The following is a 19,683-nucleotide window of genomic DNA, read 5'->3' as shown; positions in this document are numbered from 1 at the left end:
GATCCACGGCCAGGACAGGCTCAACGGCCGGTCTTGATCTCGGTCCACAGGCGGGTATACAGCCGGTCGGTTTCCGGGTTGTTGACCGCGTAGGTGAACATGCGCGCGGCGACATCGGCCGGCGGGTAGATGGTCGGATCCGCACTGATTTCCGGGTCCACCAGCGGGGTCGCGGTCGCAACCGGGTTGGCGTACTGGATGAAGTTGGTGTTGTTGGCCGCAACCTTGGCATCAAGCATGTAGTTGATGAAGGCATAGGCAGCATCTACGTTCTTGGCATCGGCCGGGATGGCCAGCATGTCAAACCACTGCGGCGCCCCTTCGACCGGGATCGAATAGGCCACTTCCACCCCGTTGCCGGCTTCCTCGGCGCGGTCACGGGCCTGGATGATGTCACCGGACCAACCCACAACCAGGCAGGTGCTGCCATTGGCCAGCGAGGAAACGTACTGGCTGGAATGGAAGTTCTGCACGTACGGACGGATCGACTTGAGCAGGTCGGCGGCCTTGGTCAGGTCAGCCTCATTGGACGAGTGCGGGTCCAGGCCCAGGTAGTGCAGGGCGATCGGCAGCATGTCGGCCGGGGTGTCGAGCAGGGTGACACCGCAGTCCTTCATCTTGGCGATGTTTTCCGGCTTGAAGACCAGGTCCCAGCTGTTGCCGATCTCGGTGTCCTCGCCGAAGCGCTCCTTCAGCTTGGCCACGTTGTAGCCAATACCGGTGGTGCCCATCATGTACGGCACGCCGTACTTGTTGTCCGGATCCTGGCCGGCGATGCGGGCCATGATGTCGGCGTCCAGGTTGGCCAGGTTCGGGATCTTGGCCTTGTCCAGCTCCAGGAACACGCCGGCCTGGATCTGGCGGCCGAAGAAGTTCAGGGTCGGCACCACCACGTCGTAGCCACTGTCACCGGCCAGTAGCTTGGCTTCGACCATCTCGTCGCTGTCAAACACGTCGTAGGTGACCTTGATGCCGGTAGCGGCTTCAAAATTCGGGATGGTGTCTTCGGCGATGTAGTCCGAATAGTTATAGACATTGACAACCTGTTTGGCAGCTTCGCCCTCCGTGCTGCCACCGCCGCAAGCGGTGAGGATGGCGGCCACCAGGCCGGCAGAGAGGGTGCGTAGCTTCATCAGTGTCTCCAGTACGGTGCTTGAAAGGTCCGCCGTCAGTGCCGGCGCGGGCGCCAGCGTAACGGCCATGGGGCTGCAACGCCAGCGCTGGAGTTTGCATGGACAGGTCGCAGTGCCGTGTGATCAGACATTGAGCAGCAAAAACTCGCGTTCCCAGGAGCTGATCACGCGGAAGAAGGTTTCATACTCCTTGTGCTTGACCGAGGTGTAGGCCCGGCAGAAGCGCGGCCCGATCAGTTCCTGCAACGGCTGGCACGCCTGCAGGTGGTCCAGCGCCTCGCCCAGCGAGCGCGGCAGGTCATAGCCGAGCACCTTGGCACTGCCGGTCTGTGCCGGGGTCGGCTGCAGTTGTTCGCGGATGCCGAGCAGGCCACAGGCCAGGGTCGCGGCCATGGCCAGGTACGGGTTGGCATCGGAGCCGGCAAAACGGCTTTCCACCCGCATGTTCTCATGGCTGTCCAGCGGCACGCGCAGGCCGCAGGTACGGTTGTCATAGCCCCAGTGCACGTTGGACGGGGAGACCTCGCCAAACATCAACCGGCGGTAGGAGTTGACGTTGGGGGCGAAGAACGCCATCGCCGCCGGCACATACTTCTGCAGCCCGGCGATGTAATGGCCCAGCAGCGGGCTGATCTCGCCCTCGACCTCGCCGGAGAACACGTTCACCCCGTCGGCGACCCGGACCAGGCTCTGGTGGATGTGCATCGCGCTACCCGGCTCGTTCTCCATCGGCTTGGCCAGGAAGGTGGCGTAGATGCCATGACGCAGCGCGGCCTCGCGCATCGTGCGCTTGAACAGGAACACCTGGTCGGCCAGGCCCATCGCATCGGCATGGGTGAAGTTGACCTCCAGCTGCGCGGCACCGGATTCGTGGATCAGGGTGTCCACGTCCAGTTCCATCGCATCGCAGTAGTCGTACATCAGGTCCAGGATCGGGTCGAACTCATTGACCGCATCGATGGAGTAGGACTGGCGGGCGGTCTCCGGGCGCCCCGAACGCCCGGCCGGCGGCTGCAGCGGGAAATCCGGATCGGTGTTTTTCTGCACCAGGAAAAATTCCAGCTCCGGCGCCACCACCGGGCGCAGGCCGATGCGTTCGTACTCGGCCAGCACCCGCCGCAGCACGTTGCGCGGGGCCAGTTCATGCGGCTGGCCGCTGCGGGTGACGCAGTCATGGATGATCTGCGCGGTCGGGTCGGCGGCCCAGGGCACCATGCGCACGGTCGCAGGATCCGGGCGCAGCAGCATGTCCGAATCCGACGGCGGGATGATTTCGTGGTAGTCGTCGGGAAAATCGCCGGTCACGGTGGTGGCGAAGATGCCTTCTGGCAGCCGGGTGCCGTAATCGTGACGGAACTTGTCGGCCGGGATGATCTTGCCGCGCGCGTTGCCGGTCAGGTCCGGCACCAGGCACTCGACCTCGGTGATGCGCTTGTCACGCAACCAGCGCAGCAGGGTGCTCTCTGGTGGCGGCGCTGCCACCGGCAGTCGGCTGCGGGTACGGGAGCGGGAACGGTTGGACATCAGGACCTCCGGTGATGGGCCACCACACACCGGTACCAGCACCGGGCAGCAGCCTGCAGGGGCGTATCATGCCCTGCCAGCCCGGGCACGTTACTCCGCAGTGTGTTGCCACGGCAACCGCGCCACTGCACCGGGCCGGCCCACTGCCCCTATCATGTGCCGGTGAGCATCCAGAACCCTCCTGCCGGCTACCGTCCCAGCTGGTACACCAGCAGCATTCCTCCGCCAGTGTCGCTGCCGCCCCTGGCCGGCAGCCGGCAGGCGGACGTGGTGATCCTCGGTGCCGGCCTTACCGGGCTGGGTGCGGCGGTTTCACTGGCCCAGCAGGGGCTGGAGGTGGTGGTACTGGAAGCGCAGCGGGTCGGCTGGGGCGCCTCCGGGCGCAATGGCGGGCAGGCCTTGGTCGGTTTTGGCTGCGACCAGCAGGTGCTCGAAGGCCTCACCGGCCAAGCCCACGCAAGAGTGCTGTTCGACTATTCGCGCCAGGGCCTGGCACTGCTCAAACAGCGGATCGATCAGTTCCAGATCGATTGCCAATGGCGGCCCGGCGCGGCCGATGTCGCCATCAGCGCGCGCCAGGCCACCGGCCTGCAGCGGCAGGCCGAGCGCATGGCCGCGCTGTATGACTATCCACTGCAGCTGTGGGACCAGGCCCAGCTGCAGGCACAGGTCGCCAGCCCGCGCTTCATTGCCGGCCTGTTTGATGCCAATGCCGGCCACCTGCATCCACTGCGTTATGTGCTGGGGCTGGCACGCGCCGCCCGCCAGCTGGGAGTGCGCATCCACGAGCACAGCGCGGTGACCCGGCTCGAGCATGGCCGCCAGGTCCGCCTACATACCTCGCACGGCTGCATCACGGCTCCGTTTGCGGTGATTGCCGGCAATGCCCTGCTGGAGGGCATCGATCCGGCGCTGGAAAAACGCATCATGCCGGTGGGTACCTATGTCGGTGCGACCCCGCCACTGGGGGCAGAACGTGCCGCGGGGCTGATCGCCAATGACATCGCCGTGGCCGATGTGAACTGGGCACTGGATTATTTCCGCCTCAGTGCCGACCACCGCCTGCTGTTTGGGGGCATGGCCAGCTATTCGGCACTGCCGCCACCGGGGCTGCAGGCGGCGATGACCCGGCGCATGCATGCAGTGTTTCCCCAGCTGGCCGATGTCGGCCTGGAAAACGTCTGGGGCGGCATGATCGACATCACCCGCAACCGCGCCCCGCACTTCGGCCGGCTGGCGGCCAATGTGTACTTTGCCCAGGGCTTCTGCGGCCATGGCGTGGCCGCCACCGGCATGGCCGGCGACCTGATTGCCCGCGCGATCACCGGCCAGGCCGAAGGCCTGGATGCGTTTGCGGCCATCAGGCACCAGCCCTTCCCCGGCGGCCGCCTGCTGCGCCGGCCGCTGCTGGTGGCAGCGATGAGCTGGTACAAGCTGCGCGACCGCCTGGGCTGAACCCACAAACGGCCGGCTTGATCCAGATCAACGCCGGCGCCCTGCCCCGCGCCTATGCTGCGCCCCAATCGCTCATCGCAAGGGGGAATGCTCAGATGGCTCTTCTGGTTTGGCAGGACGATCTCAATACGGGTATCGAGGTCATTGATCAGCAACACCGCCGCATCGTGGAGATGCTCAACCACCTGTACAACGCCCAGCGTTCGATGGAGCGCACCGTGGTCGGTGAGGTGATCGATGAGCTGGTCGACTACACCCTGTCGCATTTCGCCTTCGAAGAAGAGCTGATGGAAGAGGCCGGCTACGCCTTCTGCGCCGCGCACAAACGCGTGCACGAGGTGTTCGTCAAGCGCGTGTCCGAATACCGCATGCGCTTCCAGGCCGGCGAGGACATCACCGATGAACTGCGCACGATGCTCTCGCGCTGGCTGTTCAACCACATCCGCGGCGATGACAAGGCCTACGCCGAACAGGTCAAAAACCACCTGAACCGGTTCGCGCGCGAACACGATGACGGCAACTGGCTGGGACGCACGCTCAAGCGCCTGTTCCGCTGATTGCACCGCTTGGGGGGTGGCAGGTGGTCAACAGGCCGCGCGGCCGGTTCGCGCGGCGATCATCGCCAGACCGGCATCTGCCCGGTTGCATCAATCCCGGGGCCGGGTCGCCACTGCACGGCCATAGCTGAGGCTGACAAACGGCACTTCGGCCAACCCGCGCCGGTGGTTGATCACCAGCGTCAACACAAACAGCAGGTTGCACAGCACATTGAGCAGGCGTGGCACCTGCAGCGGCACCGTGATGCCCTGCTGCTCCACCTGCACCAGGGCGCGGATGGCCTTCTTGCAGGCCGAACGCCCCAGGTGAAGCGTCGGCACCGGCTGGGCACCACGCGGCAGCACGAAGCCGGCGTAATGGCCACCGGGCTGCTGGCGCCAGTAGTGCAGCCGCGCCTTGAGCCAGTCGATGTCGGCCTCGCCAATGGCCAGCCGCCCGCGCACCGAACCATTGGCATGGAAGGCCAGCGGCTGGATCGCGGCCAGGTCATCGACAATGTCCTGGCAAGCCGGGTCCTCGAGCAGGCTCAGCGCCGCACCAAGGTGGCCACAGAGTTCGTCGGTGAAGACCTCAAAGTCGCACAGCGCCCCGGCCTCATAGATGAAGGGGTAGCAATTCTCGTCGGGGTCACGGCTGTGTTTCATCACTCACCTGAAGCTGATGTGCGGTGGTTGTGCCTGCAGGTCCACCTGTACCGGCAGGCCATACACGGCTTGAAGCAGGTCGGCCTGCAGCACCTGGGCCGGGCTGCCGGCCGCGTGCAGGCGGCCATCGGCCAGCAGCAGCAGGCGGTCGCAATAGCGTGCGGCCAGCGCCAGGTCGTGCAGGGCCACCAGCGCGCTGCGGCCGCTGTCGGCAAATCCACGCAGGGTCTGCATCACCGCACGCTGGTAGTACAGGTCCAGGCTGGCCACCGGCTCGTCGGCCAGCAGCAGCTGCGGCTGCCCGGCCAGCACCCGGGCCAGCCAGACCCGGGCCTGCTCGCCGCCGGACAGCGCATCGATGCGCCGCCCGCGCAGGGCCTCGGCACCGCTGTCGCGAAGTGCCTGTGCAATGGCGCAGGCATCGGCATCGCCCCAGGGCAGGCGGCCCATGGCCACGATGTCCTCCACCTGCAATGCCCAGGCGCTGTGCCCGGACTGGGCCAGGTAACCGATCTGCCGCGCGCGCTGGCGCGCGGGCAGGCTTTCCAGCGGCTGCTGGTCCAGCGTCACCACGCCCTGGGCCAGCGGCTGCAACCCGGCCAGCACCGACAGCAAGGTCGATTTGCCCGCCCCGTTGGGGCCGATCACCCCGACCAGCTCGCCCGGTTCGAGCACCAGGTCAACCGCGCTCAGGCGATGCTCGACAGTCAGGCCGCTGCCACGCAACACACTCACCGGCCACGCTCCTTGAACACCAGGCGGACAAACAACGGCGCACCGACCAGCGCGGTCAGCACCCCCAGCTGCAGCTGCCGCCCGGGCGGCATCAGCCGTACCAGCATGTCCGCGGCCAGCACCAGCGCACTACCGGCCAGCGCACTGGGCAGCAACAGGCGGTCGGCCCGGTGGGCGACCAGCGGCCGCAACAGGTGCGGCACCATCAGCCCGACAAAACCAATCCCGCCGGCTACCGCCACGCTGCCACCGACCAGCAGGCCGCAGCCCAGCACCAGCCAGCGGCTGCCACGGCCCACCGCAAAGCCCAGGCTGGCGGCCACGTCCTCGCCCAGGCTCAGCGCATGCAGCAAGCCGCGCTGCCACCAGAGAAGGGCGCTGCCGAGCAGCAATGCCGGCAGCAACACCCACAGCTGCTCCAGGCCACGGTCGGCGACCGAGCCCATCAACCAGAACACCAGTTCCTGCAAGGCGTAGGGGTTGGGCGCCAGGGTCAACACCGCGGCCAACGAGGCACCGGCCACGGTGGACACGGCCAGCCCGGCCAGGATCACCCGCGACGGGTTGCCGGCGCCGGCCAGCCACAGCACCAGCCCCAGCGCTGCCAGCGCCCCGGCCAGCCCGCCCAGCGCGGTGGCAAAACCGCCCAGGGCCGGGAACAGGCCGAAATAGAACACCGCCGCCGCCCCCAGCGCCGCCCCCTGGCTGGCCCCGGTCAGCGACGGGTCGGCCAGCGGGTTGCGCAACAACCCCTGCAGCGCCGCCCCGGCCAGGCCCAGGCAGGCGCCGGCGGCCAGCGCCAGCAAGGTGCGCGGCAGGCGTATCTCGCCAATCACGATCGCTGCCAGGCTGTGCTCACCGCGCAGCCATTGCCACAGGCCTTCCAGCGCCGGCATCGCGGTGCTGCCGATGGCCAGCGAGGCCAGGGCCAGCACGCCGACCAGCGGCAGCAGCAAGGGCAACGGCCCGTAGCGAAGGAGACCACGTTTCATCGATTGCGCCACTGCTGCAGTTGCTCCACCAGGGACCAGGTCCAGGGGCCGGGGCATTCCCAGCGCCAGTTGTCGGTCTTCAGCCAGCGCGGTGGCGGCACCACCGCCAGCAATGCGCGATGCCCGGCAAAGGCATTGGCCTTGGCCGGGCTGGTCGGTGCCGCCCAGAGGATGGCGTCGGGCGGGTCGGCCACCAGCGCCTCCATGTCCAGCCGTACATAACCGGGAAGAGCCAGGTAGTTGCGCCAGCCCGCACGTGCGATAACTTCATTTTCAAAGGTCTGCAAACCGGTGCCCACCCCGTTGGCGCCCAGCACCAGCAATCGCGGCGCATCGGCGGCCAGCGCCGGCATCGGCAGCACCGGGTGGGCGCGCGACGGGTCGCCACCGAGCAGGCCCAGCACCTGGCGCTCGAAGCCGGCCACCTGCTCCAGCGTGGTCGGCAGCGGTGTCACTTCCACTCTTATGCCGAGCGCCTGCAGGCGCTGACGCAGGGCGCTGGCGTTGTATGGCCCCACCAGCACCAGGTCCGGCTGCAGGGCCACCACCTGTTCCAGCGAGCCGTCATGGCTGGGCCAGCCGCTGGCCGGCCCGTAACGGGCGTCAAAGCGCTGTCCCATGGCCGACAACCCGGCCACCTGGCCCTTGTCGGCATGCTCGCCCAGGATCCAGTCGCTGCACAGGTCCAGCGACACCACCCGCTGCGGTACGCCGGCCATGCCGCTGCCAGCCAGCAGCAACAGGGCCATCAACCAGAACGGGCGACGCCGCCGGGCCATCCTCAGCGCAGCGACCAGCGCAGGGCCAGGTAGGCACTGCGCCCGGGCGTGCCGTAACCGCCGATGCTCTGGTAGTCACGGTCCAGCGCGTTGTCCAGCCGGGCCTGCAGCTGCAGGTCCTCGCGCAGGGCATAGCTGGCACTGAGGTTGAGCAGCGCATAGCCGGCAAGATTGCCGGTCTGGTTGCTGTAATCCCAGCGCCGGCCCACCGCCAGCACCTCACCACCGAGCTGCAGCGGACCGTGCTGCCAGTCCAGGCCGGCACTGGCCTTGTGGCGGGCACGCCGGCCCAGGGCGAAGCCGGTGTCCAGGTTTTCCGCGTCCAGCCAGTCATACGACAACGACGGGCTGAAGGCGCCGAAGTTGCCGCGCCACTGGGCGGTGACCCCTTCCATCCGGGCCTGGCTGACGTTGGCATAGGTGCCAGCCCAGGTCACCGGGTCGGAGACCCAGTCAATCAGGTTGCTGACCCGGTTCAGGTACCAGGTCACGCCCAGCTGCTGGGTGCTGTTGCCCCAGCGCAGGCCCAGCTCGCGGTTGCGCGATTTTTCCGGAGCCAGATCCGGGTTGCCGGTCAGCATCCATGCCGGGTTGTCGATATACAGCTGGTCCACGCTGGGCGCCTTGAACGCCGAGCCATAGCTGGCATGGGCGCGCCAGCCGCCACCCAGGGCCCAGCCCAGGCTCAGCGCACCGGTGCTCTGGTTGCCGTACTGCTGGTGGTCGTCGGCGCGGGCATTGAGCTGCCACTGCAGGCGGCCACGGCTGCCGCCCCAGCCGGCCAGCAGCGAGCGGTTCTCCAGCTCCGGCTCGTGGGTGTAGCCGGCACTGGTGGTGGATACCCGCTGGCGTTCGGCTTCCACCGCCAGCAGGGCATTGCCCCAGTGGCCCAGGTCGATGTCGTTCTGCCAGCTCAGCTCGCGGTTGCGGGTGGTGATCGCCCCGACCACTTCGGCTGGCGGGAAGGCCCAAGCGTTGAAGGACCAGTCCTTTTGCCAGTCATCGGCACCACCGAACTGCACGGTGCTGCGCCAGCGCGGGCTCAAGCGGTGCTTGGCATGCAGCTGCCACTGGCTGTTGTCGAAGGCCTGGCGGTTGTTGTAATCGCCATCGGCCGGGGTGTTGCCGCTGTCGTACTCGGCCAGGCCACGGGCCTGGCGGTAGCTCAGGCCGTATTCGGCGTCCTCGCTGGCCAGGTAACGCAGGCCGGCATTGACGGCATTGTTGCGGTAGCTGTCATCGTCGGCATCGCGGTTGCTGCCATCGCGCTGGGCGGAAATGCCATCACTGTAGTGATGGTTGCCCCCCAGCTGCCAACGCCACTGCGCATTGCCGCCGGACAGCTCGACCCCGGCCTTGCGCGTGCCGTGGGAGCCGGCACCGGCATGGGCCTGGGCGGCGAAGCCGGCCTGGGCCTGGCGGGTGAAGATCTGGATTACCCCGCCGATCGCATCGGCGCCGTACAGGGTGGCCGCCGGCCCGCGCAGGATTTCGATGCGGTCCACATCGGCCAGGCTGAGCAGACGCAGCGGCGAGCCGGAAGGGTCGATCGAGTTGATCGCAATGCCGTCGATCAGCACCTTGAGCTGGTTGGAGTTGGCGCCACGCACATAGAAACTGGTGGCCGCGCCCTGGCCGCCATAGGCGCTGGTCTGGATCCCCGGCTGGCGGCCGAGCAGGTCGGTGATGGTGCCCTGGCCCAGGCGCTGGATCTGCTCGCGGTCAATCACCGTGACATCGGCCATCAGCACCGACAGCGGCGCGGCCTGGCGGGTGGCGGTGACCACCACCGGGTCCAGCTCGGCGGCCATCAGCTCAACCGCAGCGTGGGCTTCAAGAACAAGGCAGGCCGGCAGCAAGGCCGCCAGGGCAGTAAGGCGTGGATGGCGCATGGGGGAGTTCTCCGCAGCCGGCACGCGTCCCCGCGCAGCGGCATCAAGGTCAGGAAGAACGCGCACGCGCAGCAACAGCCACCGGCAAACCCGGCGCCACCACCCCGTGGCACGTTCCGCATTGCCAGTGGCCGGTCTCCGGGCTTGCAGGTCTTGGCATGCCGCCTTCCCGGAAAAACCGCTTCCAGTGGCCTTGTGGCATGCCCGCACCTGCCTACCGTTGCGGGGGCAGCAGCGGCCTGGTCCGGATGGACGCACCGCTTTCCCGTTTCACCCGGGTCAGGAACTGACCCAAGGCACCAGTGGCGCGGCGATTGTAGCCGATGACACCCCGTGCGCAGAGCCCGGGCCGGGTGCGGGCGACTACAATGGCCGGCTCCCCCGATCTGTTGCGGATGACTGATGGACATCATCGTCAAAGAAGAACTCAAGGCCTATATCGACCCGCTCACCGCCGAAGAGCACGAAGCGCTGGAGCGCAGCCTGCTGGCCGAAGGCTGCCGCGACGCGCTGGTGCTGTGGGGCAACATCCTGGTCGATGGCCACAACCGTTACGGCATCTGTGTCAAGCACAACATCCCGTTCCGCACCGTCCAGCATCCGCATTTCAAGTCGATGGAGGATGTGCACCTGTGGATGATCGAACAGCACCTGGGCCGGCGCAGCGTGTCCGATTTCCAGCGCGGCGTGCTGGCGCTGCGCAAGCGCGCCATCGTCGAGGCCCGGCGCCTGGCCGAGCAGGAAAAGCTCGCCCGCGAAAGCGCCGGCGAGCTGCCCCCGGCCGAGGCTGAGGAGGACAGCCCGCCGTGGGAGCCGGCGCCGAAACTGTCCAAGGCCGACCTGGCCCGCCAGGCCAAGCTGAGCACCGCCCAGGTCAGCCAGATCGAGAAGATCCACGCCCATGCCGCGCCCGAGGTGATTGCCGCAGTCAAGAGCGGTGAGATCAACCTGAGCACGGCGGCTACCCTGGTCAGCCTCAGCGAGGACGAACAGCGCCAGGCCGCGGCCGGCGGCAAGGCCGAGCTGAAGCAGGCCGCCAAGCGCGTGCGCGAGGCCAGGCGCAAGCCGCGCCCGGCCCGCGAAGACGGCGACGAAGCCCCGCTGGCCGGCGCCGATGCCGACCACGTCGCCAGCCCCGGCGAGCTGCAATCGGAAGTGGCCGTGCTGCGCCGCCAGGTCATCACCCTGACCGCCGAAAACCAGGCCCTGCGCATGGAGCTGGAGGCCCTGCGTGCACGCCTGCCGCTGGCCGAACCGGCCGACAGCGACTACTGAGCCGCGCTTGTCAGTGTTGCGGTCCAGCCACTAGGCTGGGCGGCAACGTGACAAAGGATGTGCGCCATGGCCGCAGGCAGTGCCGAGCTGGAACGTTTCATCGAACAGGCATTGATTGCCGGCCACCCACGGGCGGCGGTCCAGCGGGCCCTGCTGGATGCCGGCTGGTCACAGGCGCAGATCGACGGGGCCATGCAGCAATGGGCCAGCGTCGACTTCCCGCTGCCGGTACCACGCCCCAGCGCCTCGCTGTCCGCGCGCGAGGCCTTCGAGTACCTGGTGCTGTTCACCGCGCTTTACCTGAGCATCTGGCACCTGGGCCACCTGCTGTTCGCCTTGATCAACGTAATGCTGCCCCAAGGCGGCAACACCTTTTTCAGTGTGGTCGATTCGTCCAGGGTGCGCTTTTCGGTTTCCAGCCTGATCATCAGCTGGCCGCTGTTTGTCTGGCTGTCCTGGCGCATCGCTCGCGCAGTGGCGCGCCAACCACTCAAGCGCCTGTCACCGGTGCGCCGCTGGCTGACCTACCTGACCCTGTTCATCGCCGCGTCCGTGCTGATCGGCGATCTGATCAGCCTGGTCAATACCCTGCTCGGCGGCGAGCTGAGCGCCCGCTTCGCCCTGAAGACCGCCGTGGTCGCCCTGCTGGCCGGCGGCGTGTTCGGCTGGTACCTGCATGACCTGCGCCAGGAGGAGGACCCGGCATGAGAACCCTTTCCCCCGGACGCAGCCTGCTGATTGCCGCCAGCGTGCTGATCGCTGCCACCATCGTGGCGGTGATTGCCCTGACCCCCAGCCCGGCCGAACACCGCCAGATGCAGCGCGATGCCGCCGTGCTGGCTGACCTGAACCAACTGGAGAACACCATCGAACGCTGGCAGCGTGAACACGGCCAGCTGCCGGCCACGCTGGCGCCGGTACTGGCCCAACCCGGGTTGAGCCTGAACCAGGCCCCGGCCGATGGCGGTCCAGCCTATGACTACCTGCCGCTGGATGCCCGGCGTTACCAGCTGTGCGCGCACTTCCTCACCGATACCGCCGACAACCGTTACGGCCGCCAGTACCCGGTCGAGCGCGCCCATGGGGCGGGCCGGCACTGCTTCACCCACCGGGTCAGCGCCGCTGCGGTCGCAGTGGAGACAACACAGCCCGCGCTGCCCGGCAACAATCCGTCCGCGTCGCAGTGAGCATCCATCCGCCCGCTGACCCACGCCGGGCCCAGCTGCGCCGCCTGCGGCTGATCGCGGTGGCCATGCTGCTGGCCATGGCCAGCGGTTTTGTGTTCAGCCACCTGATGGGCGGTGACGGGGTGTGGGGCTGGGTGGGCGCGTTCTGCGAGGCGGCCGCAGTCGGTGCGCTGGCCGACTGGTTCGCGGTAGTGGCCCTGTTCCGGCGTCCGCTCGGGCTGCCGATCCCGCATACGGCGATCCTGCCGCGCAACAAGGCGCGCCTGGCCGACAGCCTGGGCGTGTTCGTGCGCGACCATTTCCTCGAGCCCGGGCTGATCGCCGAACGCCTGCAGCGGCTGGATGCCGCGCACTGGGTCGGCCAGTGGCTGGGGGCCCCGGCCCAGCGCCGGCAACTGGCGCAACTGGCCCGGGGCTGGGCCCTGCAGTTGCTGGAGGTGTTCGATGAAGACGCGGTGCGCGCGGCGATCAACCGCTTCGTCAGCGAACAGCTGCTGCGCTGGGATGCGGCCGATACCTTGGCGGATGTACTGGGCCTGCTCACTGCCGACAACCGCCATCAGGAAGTGTTCGATGCCGGCCTGCAGCGGCTGGGCCAGTGGCTGGGCGAGCCAGCCGTGCATGCCCGCGCCAGCGAGCTGATCACCCGCTACATCCGCAAGCAGTGGCCCAAGCTGGCCAGCACCGTGGACTGGATCAAGCCGATCGAGGAAATCGGCGACAGCTTGGCCGCCCGCATCGGCGAGGCCTTGGTGCAGGAACTGCAGGGCGTGCTGACCGACAGCGCCCATCCCTTGCGCCAGGACTATGACCAGTGGCTGGACGGCTATGTGCAGCGGCTGCGCACCGATCCGGCCCTGGCCGCGCGCCTGCAGGACTACAAGGCCCAGCTGGCGGTACACCCGGCGGTGACCGAGTATGTCGGCGGGCTGTGGCAGCGCATCGCCGCGGCACTGCGCAGCGACCTGGCGCAGGAGGATTCCACCGTCGCGGCGCATATCGAACGCGCCCTGGGCGGGCTGGCCGGCGCCCTGCAGCGCGATGGCGCCCTGCGTGATGCCCTCAATACCCACATCCAGCGCGCGGCCACCCGTATCGCCGGACGCCTGCGCGAAGTGGCACGCACCCATGTGGCCAACACGATCAAAAGCTGGGATGACGACAAGCTGGTCGATCAACTGGAACTGAGCGTCGGCCGCGACCTGCAGTTCATCCGCTACAACGGCACCCTGGTCGGCGGCCTGATCGGCCTGGGGCTGCATGCGATCAAGGTCTGGCTCAACTGAGCTGACGGGCAAGAATAAAGGCAGCCGATGGCTGCCTTTATTCATTGCAACTCAAACCGCTTGTGGATCACAACGCAGTCAGCCGCCAGGCACGGTGGATGCGCGCATTGCGCTCGAAATCCGGGTCGATGGTGCGCGGGGAGATTTCCTCGCAGTGGGCGAACCCGGCAATGGCCTGCTCGTCCAGCTTGAAGCGGCGGAAATTGTTGGAGAAGTACAGCACCCCGCCCGGGGCCAGCCGCTGCACCGCCGCCATCAGCAGGCGGACGTGCTCACGCTGGACATCGAAGTCCTCGGCACGAGCCGAGTTGGAGAAGGTCGGCGGGTCGCAGAAGATCACGTCGTACTGCCAGGTTTCTGCTTCCAGCCAACGCAGCGCATCGGCCTGCACCAGCCGGTGCTCGCGCCCGCCCAGGCCATTGAGCGCCATGTTGTCGGCGCACCATTCCAGGTAGGTGGCCGACAGATCGACGCTGGTGGTGGACAGCGCGCCGGCCACTGCCGCCTGCACACTGGCCACGCCGGTGTAGCAGAACAGGTTCAAGAACCGCTTGCCTTCAGCCTCGCGCGCCATCTGCGCGCGCAGCGGACGGTGGTCCAGGAACAGACCGGTATCCAGGTAGTCGAACAGGTTCACCTGTAGCAGCGCACCGTGCTCGCTGACCTTGATGAACTGCTCACGCTTTTCCATCCGGCCGTACTTGCTGCCGCCCTTGCCGCGCTCGCGGGTCTTCAGGGCGATGCGGTCATGCTCCAGCCCGAACACTTCGCGCGCGGCGGCCAGCAGTTCGTTGCGGCGGCGCTTGACGTCGGCCTCGGGAATCGCCGCCGGCGCGGCATATTCCTGCACATGCAGCCAGATCCGGCCGCTGCCACCGGCTTCGGTGTAGACGTCGATCGCGGCGGCATATTCGGGCAGGTCGGCATCATAGACGCGGTAGCAGCTGACCCCGGAACGGGCCAGCCAGGCCTTGTACTTGCGCAGGTTCTTGCGCAGCCGGTTGGCCACCATCTGCGCGCCCTCGCTCAACTCGCGCGGCGCCTGGTCGGCAGTGCGCTCGCGCTCGGGCATCTTGATCGGGTCCACCACCAGCTGGGTGCATTCCAGCGCGCCGTTGAACAGCTGGTAGGTCTTGCGCGCACGCAGGCCGGTGGCAAAGCCCAGCTCGGCGGTGCCGCACAGGATCGAGGCACGCCAGCCCGGCACCGCGCGCTTGAGCGCATCGCCGAGGTCGCGGTACAGCGCCTCGTCGGCAGCCAGGCGCTCATCATACGGCGGATTGCAGACCACGCAGCCGCGCGCCTGCGGCGGTGCCTGCAGCAGCGCCACATCGGCCACGCTGAACTGGATGATCTGCGACAACCCGGCTTCCTCGGCATTCTGCCGCGCCGAGGCAATCGCACGCGGGTCGATGTCACTGCCATGGATCACTGGCTTGAGCGCGGCGCGGCCGGCGGCCTCGCGGCTGCGGGCCTCGGCAAACAGGGCCTTCCAGTTGGCCTGGTCAAAGCCGAGCCAGCGGGTCGGTGGGATCGAGCCATGCCGGTGCAGGCCCGGGGCGACGTCGGCGGCCATCAGCGCACCTTCAACCAGCAGCGTGCCGCCACCACACATCGGGTCCAGCAGCGCACCGCCTTCGGCGTGGATTTTCGGCCACTGCGCACGGATCAACAGCGCGGCAGCCAGGTTTTCCTTCAACGGCGCATCGTGGGCGGCCATGCGCCAGCCACGCCGGTGCAGCGGGCCGCCACCGAGGTCGATCGAAATGGTGGCAATGCCCTTGCGCAGGGACAGGTTGATGCGCACATCGGGCAGCTCGACATTCACGCTGGGGCGTTCCAGGCCCTGGCCGCGCATGCGGTCCACCACCGCATCCTTGACCCGTTGCGCGGCAAAGCGTGCATGGGTGATCTGCTCACCGGAGACATGCGCATCCACGGCCAGGGTGCGGTCGGCGGTGGTCTGGTTTTCCCAGTCGATGGCCAGCACGCCCTGGTACAGCGCCGTATCATCGGGACACTCGAAGCTGTGCAGCGGCCACAGCACGCGGCTGGCCAGCCGCGACCAGAGCACGACACGCTGGGCATCATTCATCGTGCCCTCGGCATTGACGCCGGCCACGGTGGCGGTCGCCCGGGGCAGACCCAGGGCCAACAGCTCATCAGCCAGCAGGTACTCAAGGCCCTTGGCGCAGGATACGAAGAATTTCACGCAGGTTACGTCCACAACAGGGAAAGCGGCGCGCTCAGGGCGCGGTCGGCACCGGGCAACAAGGCCCGGCGGCGCACAGTGTAACCGCAGCCAGCAGCCAGGCCGCTGAGCGTGGCCTGATCACAGCGTGGCAAGCAGCTCGGCAAACGCCCGCGCACAGGTGTCCACATGCGCTGACAGCCGATGGCCGTCATCGACCAGCAGCAGGCGGGCCGAACGCCGCCCAGCCCAGTCGATCACCCCGGATGCAGGAATCAGCTCATCGTGCCAGGCATGCACCACGCTGGTCGGCACCGCGGCGGCATCCAGCGCCAGCAGCGGCCCCATGGTCAGCGGCGGCACCATCAAAAACAGCCCACGCACCGGCAGCTGCAGGCTGGCAATGGCCGAAATGTAGGCCCCCAGGCTGGAACCGGCCAGCACCAACGGGCCTTCGGCCGCGCGCTGCCCGGCCAGCTGCAGCAGCCGTTGCAGGCGTGCCGGCACATCGCCGACCCGGCTGATGTCGCTGCGTGCATCCAGGTCGGTGTAATCCGGGCACTCGCTGCTCCAGCCCAGCTGCTGCGCGGCCTGCGCCAGCGCCGTCACCTTGGTCGCCGCCGGACCACTTTCAAAACCGTGGGACAAAATGCAGTGGCCGCGCGACATGACATGCCTCATTGCTGGCGAAGGGGGTGGCAATGCTAGCATCGGCGACCATGGACACCGCGCAGCCACTTGCCCGCCCCCACTGGCTCTCCTACAGCGAGCGGCTTGAGTCACGGCCGCTGTCGGCCATTGACCTGGTGGTCCTGCACTGCACCGAGCTGCCGGACATGGATACGGCGCGCCAGTACGGCGAGCGCGTGCTGTATGCCAGTGGCACCGGCAACAGTGGCCATTTCTATATCGACCGCGATGGCCGGCTGGAGCAATACGCCCCGCTCAACCGCATCGCCCACCATGTGCGTGGTTACAACCCGCGCTCGATCGGCATTGAACTGGTCAACCGCGGGCGCTGGCCGCACTGGCTGGACTCACGCCACCAGGCGATGGACGAGCCCTACACCTCGGCACAGCTGGATGTGCTGCTGCAGCTGCTGGACCAGCTGCGCCAGCAATTGCCCGGGCTGCGCTGGATTGCCGGGCATGAGGACCTGGACCGGGAGCAGGTGCCGGCCAGTGATGATCCGGCCATCCTGGTCGCGCGCAAACGCGACCCGGGCCCGCAGTTCCCGTGGGCCTACCTGCTGGCCAACACCGAGCTGCGGCGGTTGCACGTCCCCGGCTGAGCGCGGTCAGACCTCGCGCCAGGCCTGCTCGCCCGCCTCCACCGCGATATCCAGGCGGTTTTCTGCCGGGGTCAACGGACAGACCAGGTGGGTGGTCAGCGCACAGGCGGGATTTTCGGCGCGGTTGAAATCCAGCTCGATCCAGCGCTGCCCCGGGCCGGGCAAGGCGGTGACCACGTTGCGCCCGCTGCCATGCGAACCACGGCCACAGGTGCGGTCACTGAACATGAACATCATCCGGTCGCCTTCGGGCAGGGATACCGCACGCAGGCGGTGCTCCTGCCCGCCCAGCCAGAAACTGGCCTCACCAAGCGCGGCAAATTCCAGTGGCGTGCCGATCGTGGTCAGCACGATCAGCGATTGTGGCTTGGGATAGGCCTTCCAGCGTGCCTTGATCCGCCAGCGGACATCGACCGGATAGTGCTCGAACCCATTGAAAGGATGCTCAGCTGCCGCCTGCTGGCGTTTGAAACGCCAGCCCCACAACGGCCCGGTGCGCACCACGAAGAACTGACCATCGCCGATATCCAGCCGGGTACCCGGGTCGATGTCAAAGCGCGATGGCTGCAAGGACGTGCTCCGGGCCTGGTCCACGGAAACAAAGCGCGCGCTGTCGGCTTCCAGCACCAGCTGGCCCAGTTCCGATACCGCCAGCGGCAGGCGGATATCCGGCTCTGCGGCCAATTCACCGCCAACCGAGTAACGGCCCGGCAGCAGCCGCCCGGAGGCAACATAACCCAGCCGTCCCGGGCGGTGCTTCATCTCCACAACCCGCGCACTGCGCCACTGCTGCAGGGACTCCAGGTAGGCCGCATCCATCGGCCCGGCCGGATTGGCGCCACCGTGGCAGCCCAGCAGCAGCGCAAGCGGCAAGGCAGCGCTGAACCAGCGGGCGGACGGCAATGGCAGCAGCAGGGACATGGGGCGATTGTCGGCTCAGCCGGTCGCAGTTGTTGCGACTGGCCGCAAGGAATCGGCGATCCAGCCGCTCCAGGAGCCCGGATAGACGCGCGCACCGTGCAGCCCGGCATGCTCCAGGGCCAGCAACAGATGGCAGGCGGTCACCCCCGAACCACACATCAGCACCACATCGCGCAGCTCGGTAGCCCCCAGCAGCGGCAGCACGCGTGCCCGGATCTGCTCCGGCGCCAGCAACCGGCCCTGTTCCACCAGCGTCGCATACGGCAGGTTGAGCGCTCCGGGCACATGCCCGGCCACCGGATCGACCGGCTCGCTGTGGCCGGCAAAGCGTGCTGGCGCGCGCGCATCCAGCAGCCAGCCAGGGCCCTGGCCCAGGCGTGCAAGCACCTGGTCGGCATCGACCATCTGTTGCCGGTCGAACCGGCCCGGATAGGGCGGCAACCCGGCCACCACCGGGATATCGGTATCCAGCGCCAGACCGGCGGCGCTCCATGCCGCCACGCCGCCATCGAGCACAACAACGCGCTGATGCCCAAGCAGGCGCAGCAACCACCACAGGCGCGCAGCGGCCATGCTGCCATCAGCCGCGTCGTAGACCACCACGGTGGTGTCCGTATCGATGCCCCAGCGCCCCAGCGCGGCGTTGAAGGCGGCCTGCTCCGGCAGCGGATGACGGCCCTGCCCCGGGGCACTGGCCGCAGGCGCGGCGAGATCCTGGTCAAGATCGGCATGCAGCGCACCGGGCAGATGGCCGGCCTGCCAGGCCTTGCGGCCGGCCGCGCGGTCACCGCCGCCGATAGCCGGGGCGCAACGTGCGTCGATCAAACGCAGCCGAAGCCCGGCGTGCAACCAGGCCCGCAGCGTCGGCACATCGATCAACACCTGGCCAGGGGCCAGCAACGAGACGGCGGTTGCGCTCATCAAGGATCCTGATCGGACAGAGCCGCTACGTTACCACCGCCGCCGCCGCGCAGCGGCAGGTGGCAGGACGGGAGTGCCGGACTCAGGCCTGCTGCAGGCGCTGGTGCAGGTTGGCCAGCATGGCCGCCGTGGCTCCCCAGATACGCTGGCCGGGCCAGTCATATTCCAGCACGCTGCGGGTGTTGCCGCCCCAATCCACGGGCCTGGCGCGCAGGTGGCGCATGTCCATCAGATAGGCCAGCGGCACTTCAAATACCTCGGCCACTTCATCCGGGCTGGGAATGGCGACAAAATCCGGATCAATCACCGCCACCAACGGCAGCACCCGGTAATTGGTAATGGTGATGAACGGATCCAGAAACCCCAGCGCCACGGTCTGCTCCGGCAGCAGGGCAATTTCTTCGTTGCTCTCACGCAGCGCCGCCACCGCCGGATGGCCATCAACGGCCTCGATCCGCCCGCCGGGAAAGCCCACCTGCCCGGCATGGCTGCGCAGGGTTTCGGTACGCCGGGTCAATATCACCTGGGTGCCCTCGGCGCGTGGCACCAGGCCGACCAGCACCGCCGCCTGCACCGGTGGCTGGCTGGGCAACAGGTCGGCCAGCTGGGCATGATTCCAGCCAATGCCCTGCGGCACCCGGTCCAGGCGGTGCAACACCCGGCCCAGCGCCGGCAACTCCGGCAAGGCCTCCAGGTAAGGCCGCACAGTGCCCAGGCCATCGTTGCTGGTGTCAGGCCACACCCCGGGCGCCGTCGTCAGAGCGGTGCAATACGGGCACGCCAGCCGGTCTGGCCAGCCCGACGGGCACAACCCGATACATCCTGCCTGCCGACGCTGCTCACTCACCTTCGCACCTGCCATGTCGCCGCTGCACTGCGGCCCAAACACAGACGCCGG

General features: G+C 67.9%; 19 protein-coding genes and 1 riboswitch. Of the genes, 7 read left to right on the top strand and 12 right to left on the bottom strand.

Features of this window, described 5'->3' with window-relative positions; translation table 11 throughout:
- Nucleotides 1–20: 20 nt before the first annotated feature.
- Both ABB25_RS08395 and ABB25_RS08390 read right to left on the bottom strand, forming a co-directional pair.
- Entirely contained in the window at nt 21–1,133 is a 1,113-nt protein-coding gene (locus ABB25_RS08395; protein WP_057665822.1) for a polyamine ABC transporter substrate-binding protein, read from the bottom strand.
- A gap of 123 nt (nt 1,134–1,256) precedes the next feature.
- Complete coding sequence (locus tag ABB25_RS08390) at nt 1,257–2,657, bottom strand: glutamine synthetase family protein (RefSeq protein ID WP_057665820.1); 1,401 nt, start codon at nt 2,655–2,657, stop codon at nt 1,257–1,259.
- Between the two features lie 156 nt (nt 2,658–2,813).
- On the opposite strand from ABB25_RS08390, the gene ABB25_RS08385 reads away from it, so the two are divergent.
- Together ABB25_RS08385 and ABB25_RS08380 are read left to right on the top strand one after the other, a co-directional pair.
- Complete coding sequence (locus ABB25_RS08385) at nt 2,814–4,112, top strand: NAD(P)/FAD-dependent oxidoreductase (protein ID WP_057665818.1); 1,299 nt, start codon at nt 2,814–2,816, stop codon at nt 4,110–4,112.
- Between the two features lie 95 nt (nt 4,113–4,207).
- Nucleotides 4,208–4,669, top strand: coding sequence for a bacteriohemerythrin (locus ABB25_RS08380; RefSeq protein ID WP_057665816.1), 462 nt, complete (start codon nt 4,208–4,210; stop codon nt 4,667–4,669).
- Between the two features lie 90 nt (nt 4,670–4,759).
- Here the strand turns inward: ABB25_RS08380 and ABB25_RS08375 are convergent, their stop codons facing one another.
- From ABB25_RS08375 to ABB25_RS08355, 5 genes are read right to left on the bottom strand one after another with little or no spacing between them, the layout of a single operon-like run.
- Nucleotides 4,760–5,314 (bottom strand): hypothetical protein, encoded by a 555-nt coding sequence (locus ABB25_RS08375; RefSeq protein ID WP_057665814.1) that lies wholly within the window; start codon nt 5,312–5,314, stop codon nt 4,760–4,762.
- Nucleotides 5,315–5,317: 3 nt separating this feature from the next.
- Nucleotides 5,318–6,049, bottom strand: a complete 732-nt coding sequence (locus tag ABB25_RS14550) for an ABC transporter ATP-binding protein (RefSeq protein WP_057665813.1) — start codon at nt 6,047–6,049, stop codon at nt 5,318–5,320.
- Nucleotides 6,046–7,041 (bottom strand): FecCD family ABC transporter permease, encoded by a 996-nt coding sequence (locus tag ABB25_RS14545; RefSeq protein ID WP_057665810.1) that lies wholly within the window; start codon nt 7,039–7,041, stop codon nt 6,046–6,048. The genes ABB25_RS14550 and ABB25_RS14545 overlap by 4 nt, the downstream gene beginning before the upstream one ends.
- Entirely contained in the window at nt 7,038–7,790 is a 753-nt protein-coding gene (locus tag ABB25_RS08360; RefSeq protein ID WP_152981139.1) for an ABC transporter substrate-binding protein, read from the bottom strand. The genes ABB25_RS14545 and ABB25_RS08360 overlap by 4 nt, the downstream gene beginning before the upstream one ends.
- A gap of 32 nt (nt 7,791–7,822) precedes the next feature.
- Nucleotides 7,823–9,712, bottom strand: coding sequence for a TonB-dependent receptor domain-containing protein (locus ABB25_RS08355; RefSeq protein ID WP_083488200.1), 1,890 nt, complete (start codon nt 9,710–9,712; stop codon nt 7,823–7,825).
- A gap of 112 nt (nt 9,713–9,824) precedes the next feature.
- Nucleotides 9,825–10,031, bottom strand: a riboswitch (cobalamin riboswitch).
- An 83-nt stretch (nt 10,032–10,114) separates the two neighbouring features.
- On the opposite strand from ABB25_RS08355, the gene ABB25_RS08350 reads away from it, so the two are divergent.
- The 4 genes from ABB25_RS08350 (at nt 10,115) to ABB25_RS08335 (ending at nt 13,460) form a co-directional block, all read left to right on the top strand.
- Nucleotides 10,115–10,987, top strand: a complete 873-nt coding sequence (locus ABB25_RS08350; protein WP_057665805.1) for a hypothetical protein — start codon at nt 10,115–10,117, stop codon at nt 10,985–10,987.
- A 66-nt stretch (nt 10,988–11,053) separates the two neighbouring features.
- The gene (locus ABB25_RS08345) at nt 11,054–11,695 is read left to right on the top strand and encodes a DUF5671 domain-containing protein (RefSeq protein WP_152981113.1); all 642 of its coding nucleotides are present in this window, start codon (nt 11,054–11,056) and stop codon (nt 11,693–11,695) included.
- Nucleotides 11,692–12,174 (top strand): hypothetical protein, encoded by a 483-nt coding sequence (locus ABB25_RS08340; protein WP_057665800.1) that lies wholly within the window; start codon nt 11,692–11,694, stop codon nt 12,172–12,174. Before ABB25_RS08345 ends, ABB25_RS08340 begins: the two co-directional genes overlap by 4 nt.
- Nucleotides 12,175–12,176: 2 nt before the next feature.
- Nucleotides 12,177–13,460, top strand: a complete 1,284-nt coding sequence (locus ABB25_RS08335; RefSeq protein WP_057666100.1) for a DUF445 domain-containing protein — start codon at nt 12,177–12,179, stop codon at nt 13,458–13,460.
- A gap of 67 nt (nt 13,461–13,527) precedes the next feature.
- Here ABB25_RS08335 and rlmKL read toward each other — a convergent pair whose 3' ends face one another.
- Nucleotides 13,528–15,672: a bifunctional 23S rRNA (guanine(2069)-N(7))-methyltransferase RlmK/23S rRNA (guanine(2445)-N(2))-methyltransferase RlmL gene (rlmKL, locus tag ABB25_RS08330; protein WP_057665798.1), complete on the bottom strand. Its 2,145-nt coding sequence runs from the start codon at nt 15,670–15,672 to the stop codon at nt 13,528–13,530.
- A 120-nt stretch (nt 15,673–15,792) separates the two neighbouring features.
- On the bottom strand, nt 15,793–16,320 hold the full coding sequence (locus tag ABB25_RS08325; RefSeq protein ID WP_057665797.1) for an alpha/beta hydrolase: 528 nt from the start codon (nt 16,318–16,320) through the stop codon (nt 15,793–15,795).
- Nucleotides 16,321–16,370: 50 nt separating this feature from the next.
- On the opposite strand from ABB25_RS08325, the gene ABB25_RS08320 reads away from it, so the two are divergent.
- Entirely contained in the window at nt 16,371–16,943 is a 573-nt protein-coding gene (locus tag ABB25_RS08320) for an N-acetylmuramoyl-L-alanine amidase (RefSeq protein WP_057665795.1), read from the top strand.
- A gap of 6 nt (nt 16,944–16,949) precedes the next feature.
- Here ABB25_RS08320 and ABB25_RS08315 read toward each other — a convergent pair whose 3' ends face one another.
- The 3 genes from ABB25_RS08315 to ABB25_RS08305 all read right to left on the bottom strand — a co-directional run bounded on the left by ABB25_RS08315 (nt 16,950) and on the right by ABB25_RS08305 (nt 19,647).
- Nucleotides 16,950–17,864, bottom strand: coding sequence for a DUF1684 domain-containing protein (locus ABB25_RS08315; RefSeq protein ID WP_057665793.1), 915 nt, complete (start codon nt 17,862–17,864; stop codon nt 16,950–16,952).
- A 15-nt stretch (nt 17,865–17,879) separates the two neighbouring features.
- Nucleotides 17,880–18,785, bottom strand: coding sequence for a sulfurtransferase (locus tag ABB25_RS08310; RefSeq protein ID WP_057665791.1), 906 nt, complete (start codon nt 18,783–18,785; stop codon nt 17,880–17,882).
- 82 nt (nt 18,786–18,867) lie between these two features.
- Complete coding sequence (locus ABB25_RS08305) at nt 18,868–19,647, bottom strand: NUDIX hydrolase (RefSeq protein ID WP_083488217.1); 780 nt, start codon at nt 19,645–19,647, stop codon at nt 18,868–18,870.
- Nucleotides 19,648–19,683: the final 36 nt, after the last annotated feature.

This window comes from Stenotrophomonas koreensis (assembly GCF_001431525.1).
GTDB classification, from domain to species: Bacteria; Pseudomonadota; Gammaproteobacteria; order Xanthomonadales; family Xanthomonadaceae; genus Stenotrophomonas; species Stenotrophomonas koreensis.
This window is presented reverse-complemented; position numbering and strand designations above follow the sequence as displayed.

Excerpts from the sequence above, each read along its gene's own strand:
- ABB25_RS08395 (WP_057665822.1), bottom strand. The coding sequence starts at position 1,133 with ATGAAGCTACGCACCCTCTCTGCCGGCCTGGTGGCCGCCATCCTCACC.
- ABB25_RS08390 (WP_057665820.1), bottom strand. The coding sequence starts at position 2,657 with ATGTCCAACCGTTCCCGCTCCCGTACCCGCAGCCGACTGCCGGTGGCA.
- ABB25_RS08380 (WP_057665816.1), top strand. The coding sequence starts at position 4,208 with ATGGCTCTTCTGGTTTGGCAGGACGATCTCAATACGGGTATCGAGGTC.
- ABB25_RS08375 (WP_057665814.1), bottom strand. The coding sequence starts at position 5,314 with ATGAAACACAGCCGTGACCCCGACGAGAATTGCTACCCCTTCATCTAT.
- ABB25_RS14545 (WP_057665810.1), bottom strand. The coding sequence starts at position 7,041 with ATGAAACGTGGTCTCCTTCGCTACGGGCCGTTGCCCTTGCTGCTGCCG.
- ABB25_RS08360 (WP_152981139.1), bottom strand. The coding sequence starts at position 7,790 with ATGGCCCTGTTGCTGCTGGCTGGCAGCGGCATGGCCGGCGTACCGCAG.
- ABB25_RS08355 (WP_083488200.1), bottom strand. The coding sequence starts at position 9,712 with ATGCGCCATCCACGCCTTACTGCCCTGGCGGCCTTGCTGCCGGCCTGC.
- ABB25_RS08350 (WP_057665805.1), top strand. The coding sequence starts at position 10,115 with ATGGACATCATCGTCAAAGAAGAACTCAAGGCCTATATCGACCCGCTC.
- ABB25_RS08345 (WP_152981113.1), top strand. The coding sequence starts at position 11,054 with ATGGCCGCAGGCAGTGCCGAGCTGGAACGTTTCATCGAACAGGCATTG.
- ABB25_RS08340 (WP_057665800.1), top strand. The coding sequence starts at position 11,692 with ATGAGAACCCTTTCCCCCGGACGCAGCCTGCTGATTGCCGCCAGCGTG.
- ABB25_RS08325 (WP_057665797.1), bottom strand. The coding sequence starts at position 16,320 with ATGTCGCGCGGCCACTGCATTTTGTCCCACGGTTTTGAAAGTGGTCCG.
- ABB25_RS08320 (WP_057665795.1), top strand. The coding sequence starts at position 16,371 with ATGGACACCGCGCAGCCACTTGCCCGCCCCCACTGGCTCTCCTACAGC.
- ABB25_RS08315 (WP_057665793.1), bottom strand. The coding sequence starts at position 17,864 with ATGTCCCTGCTGCTGCCATTGCCGTCCGCCCGCTGGTTCAGCGCTGCC.
- ABB25_RS08310 (WP_057665791.1), bottom strand. The coding sequence starts at position 18,785 with ATGAGCGCAACCGCCGTCTCGTTGCTGGCCCCTGGCCAGGTGTTGATC.
- ABB25_RS08305 (WP_083488217.1), bottom strand. The coding sequence starts at position 19,647 with ATGGCAGGTGCGAAGGTGAGTGAGCAGCGTCGGCAGGCAGGATGTATC.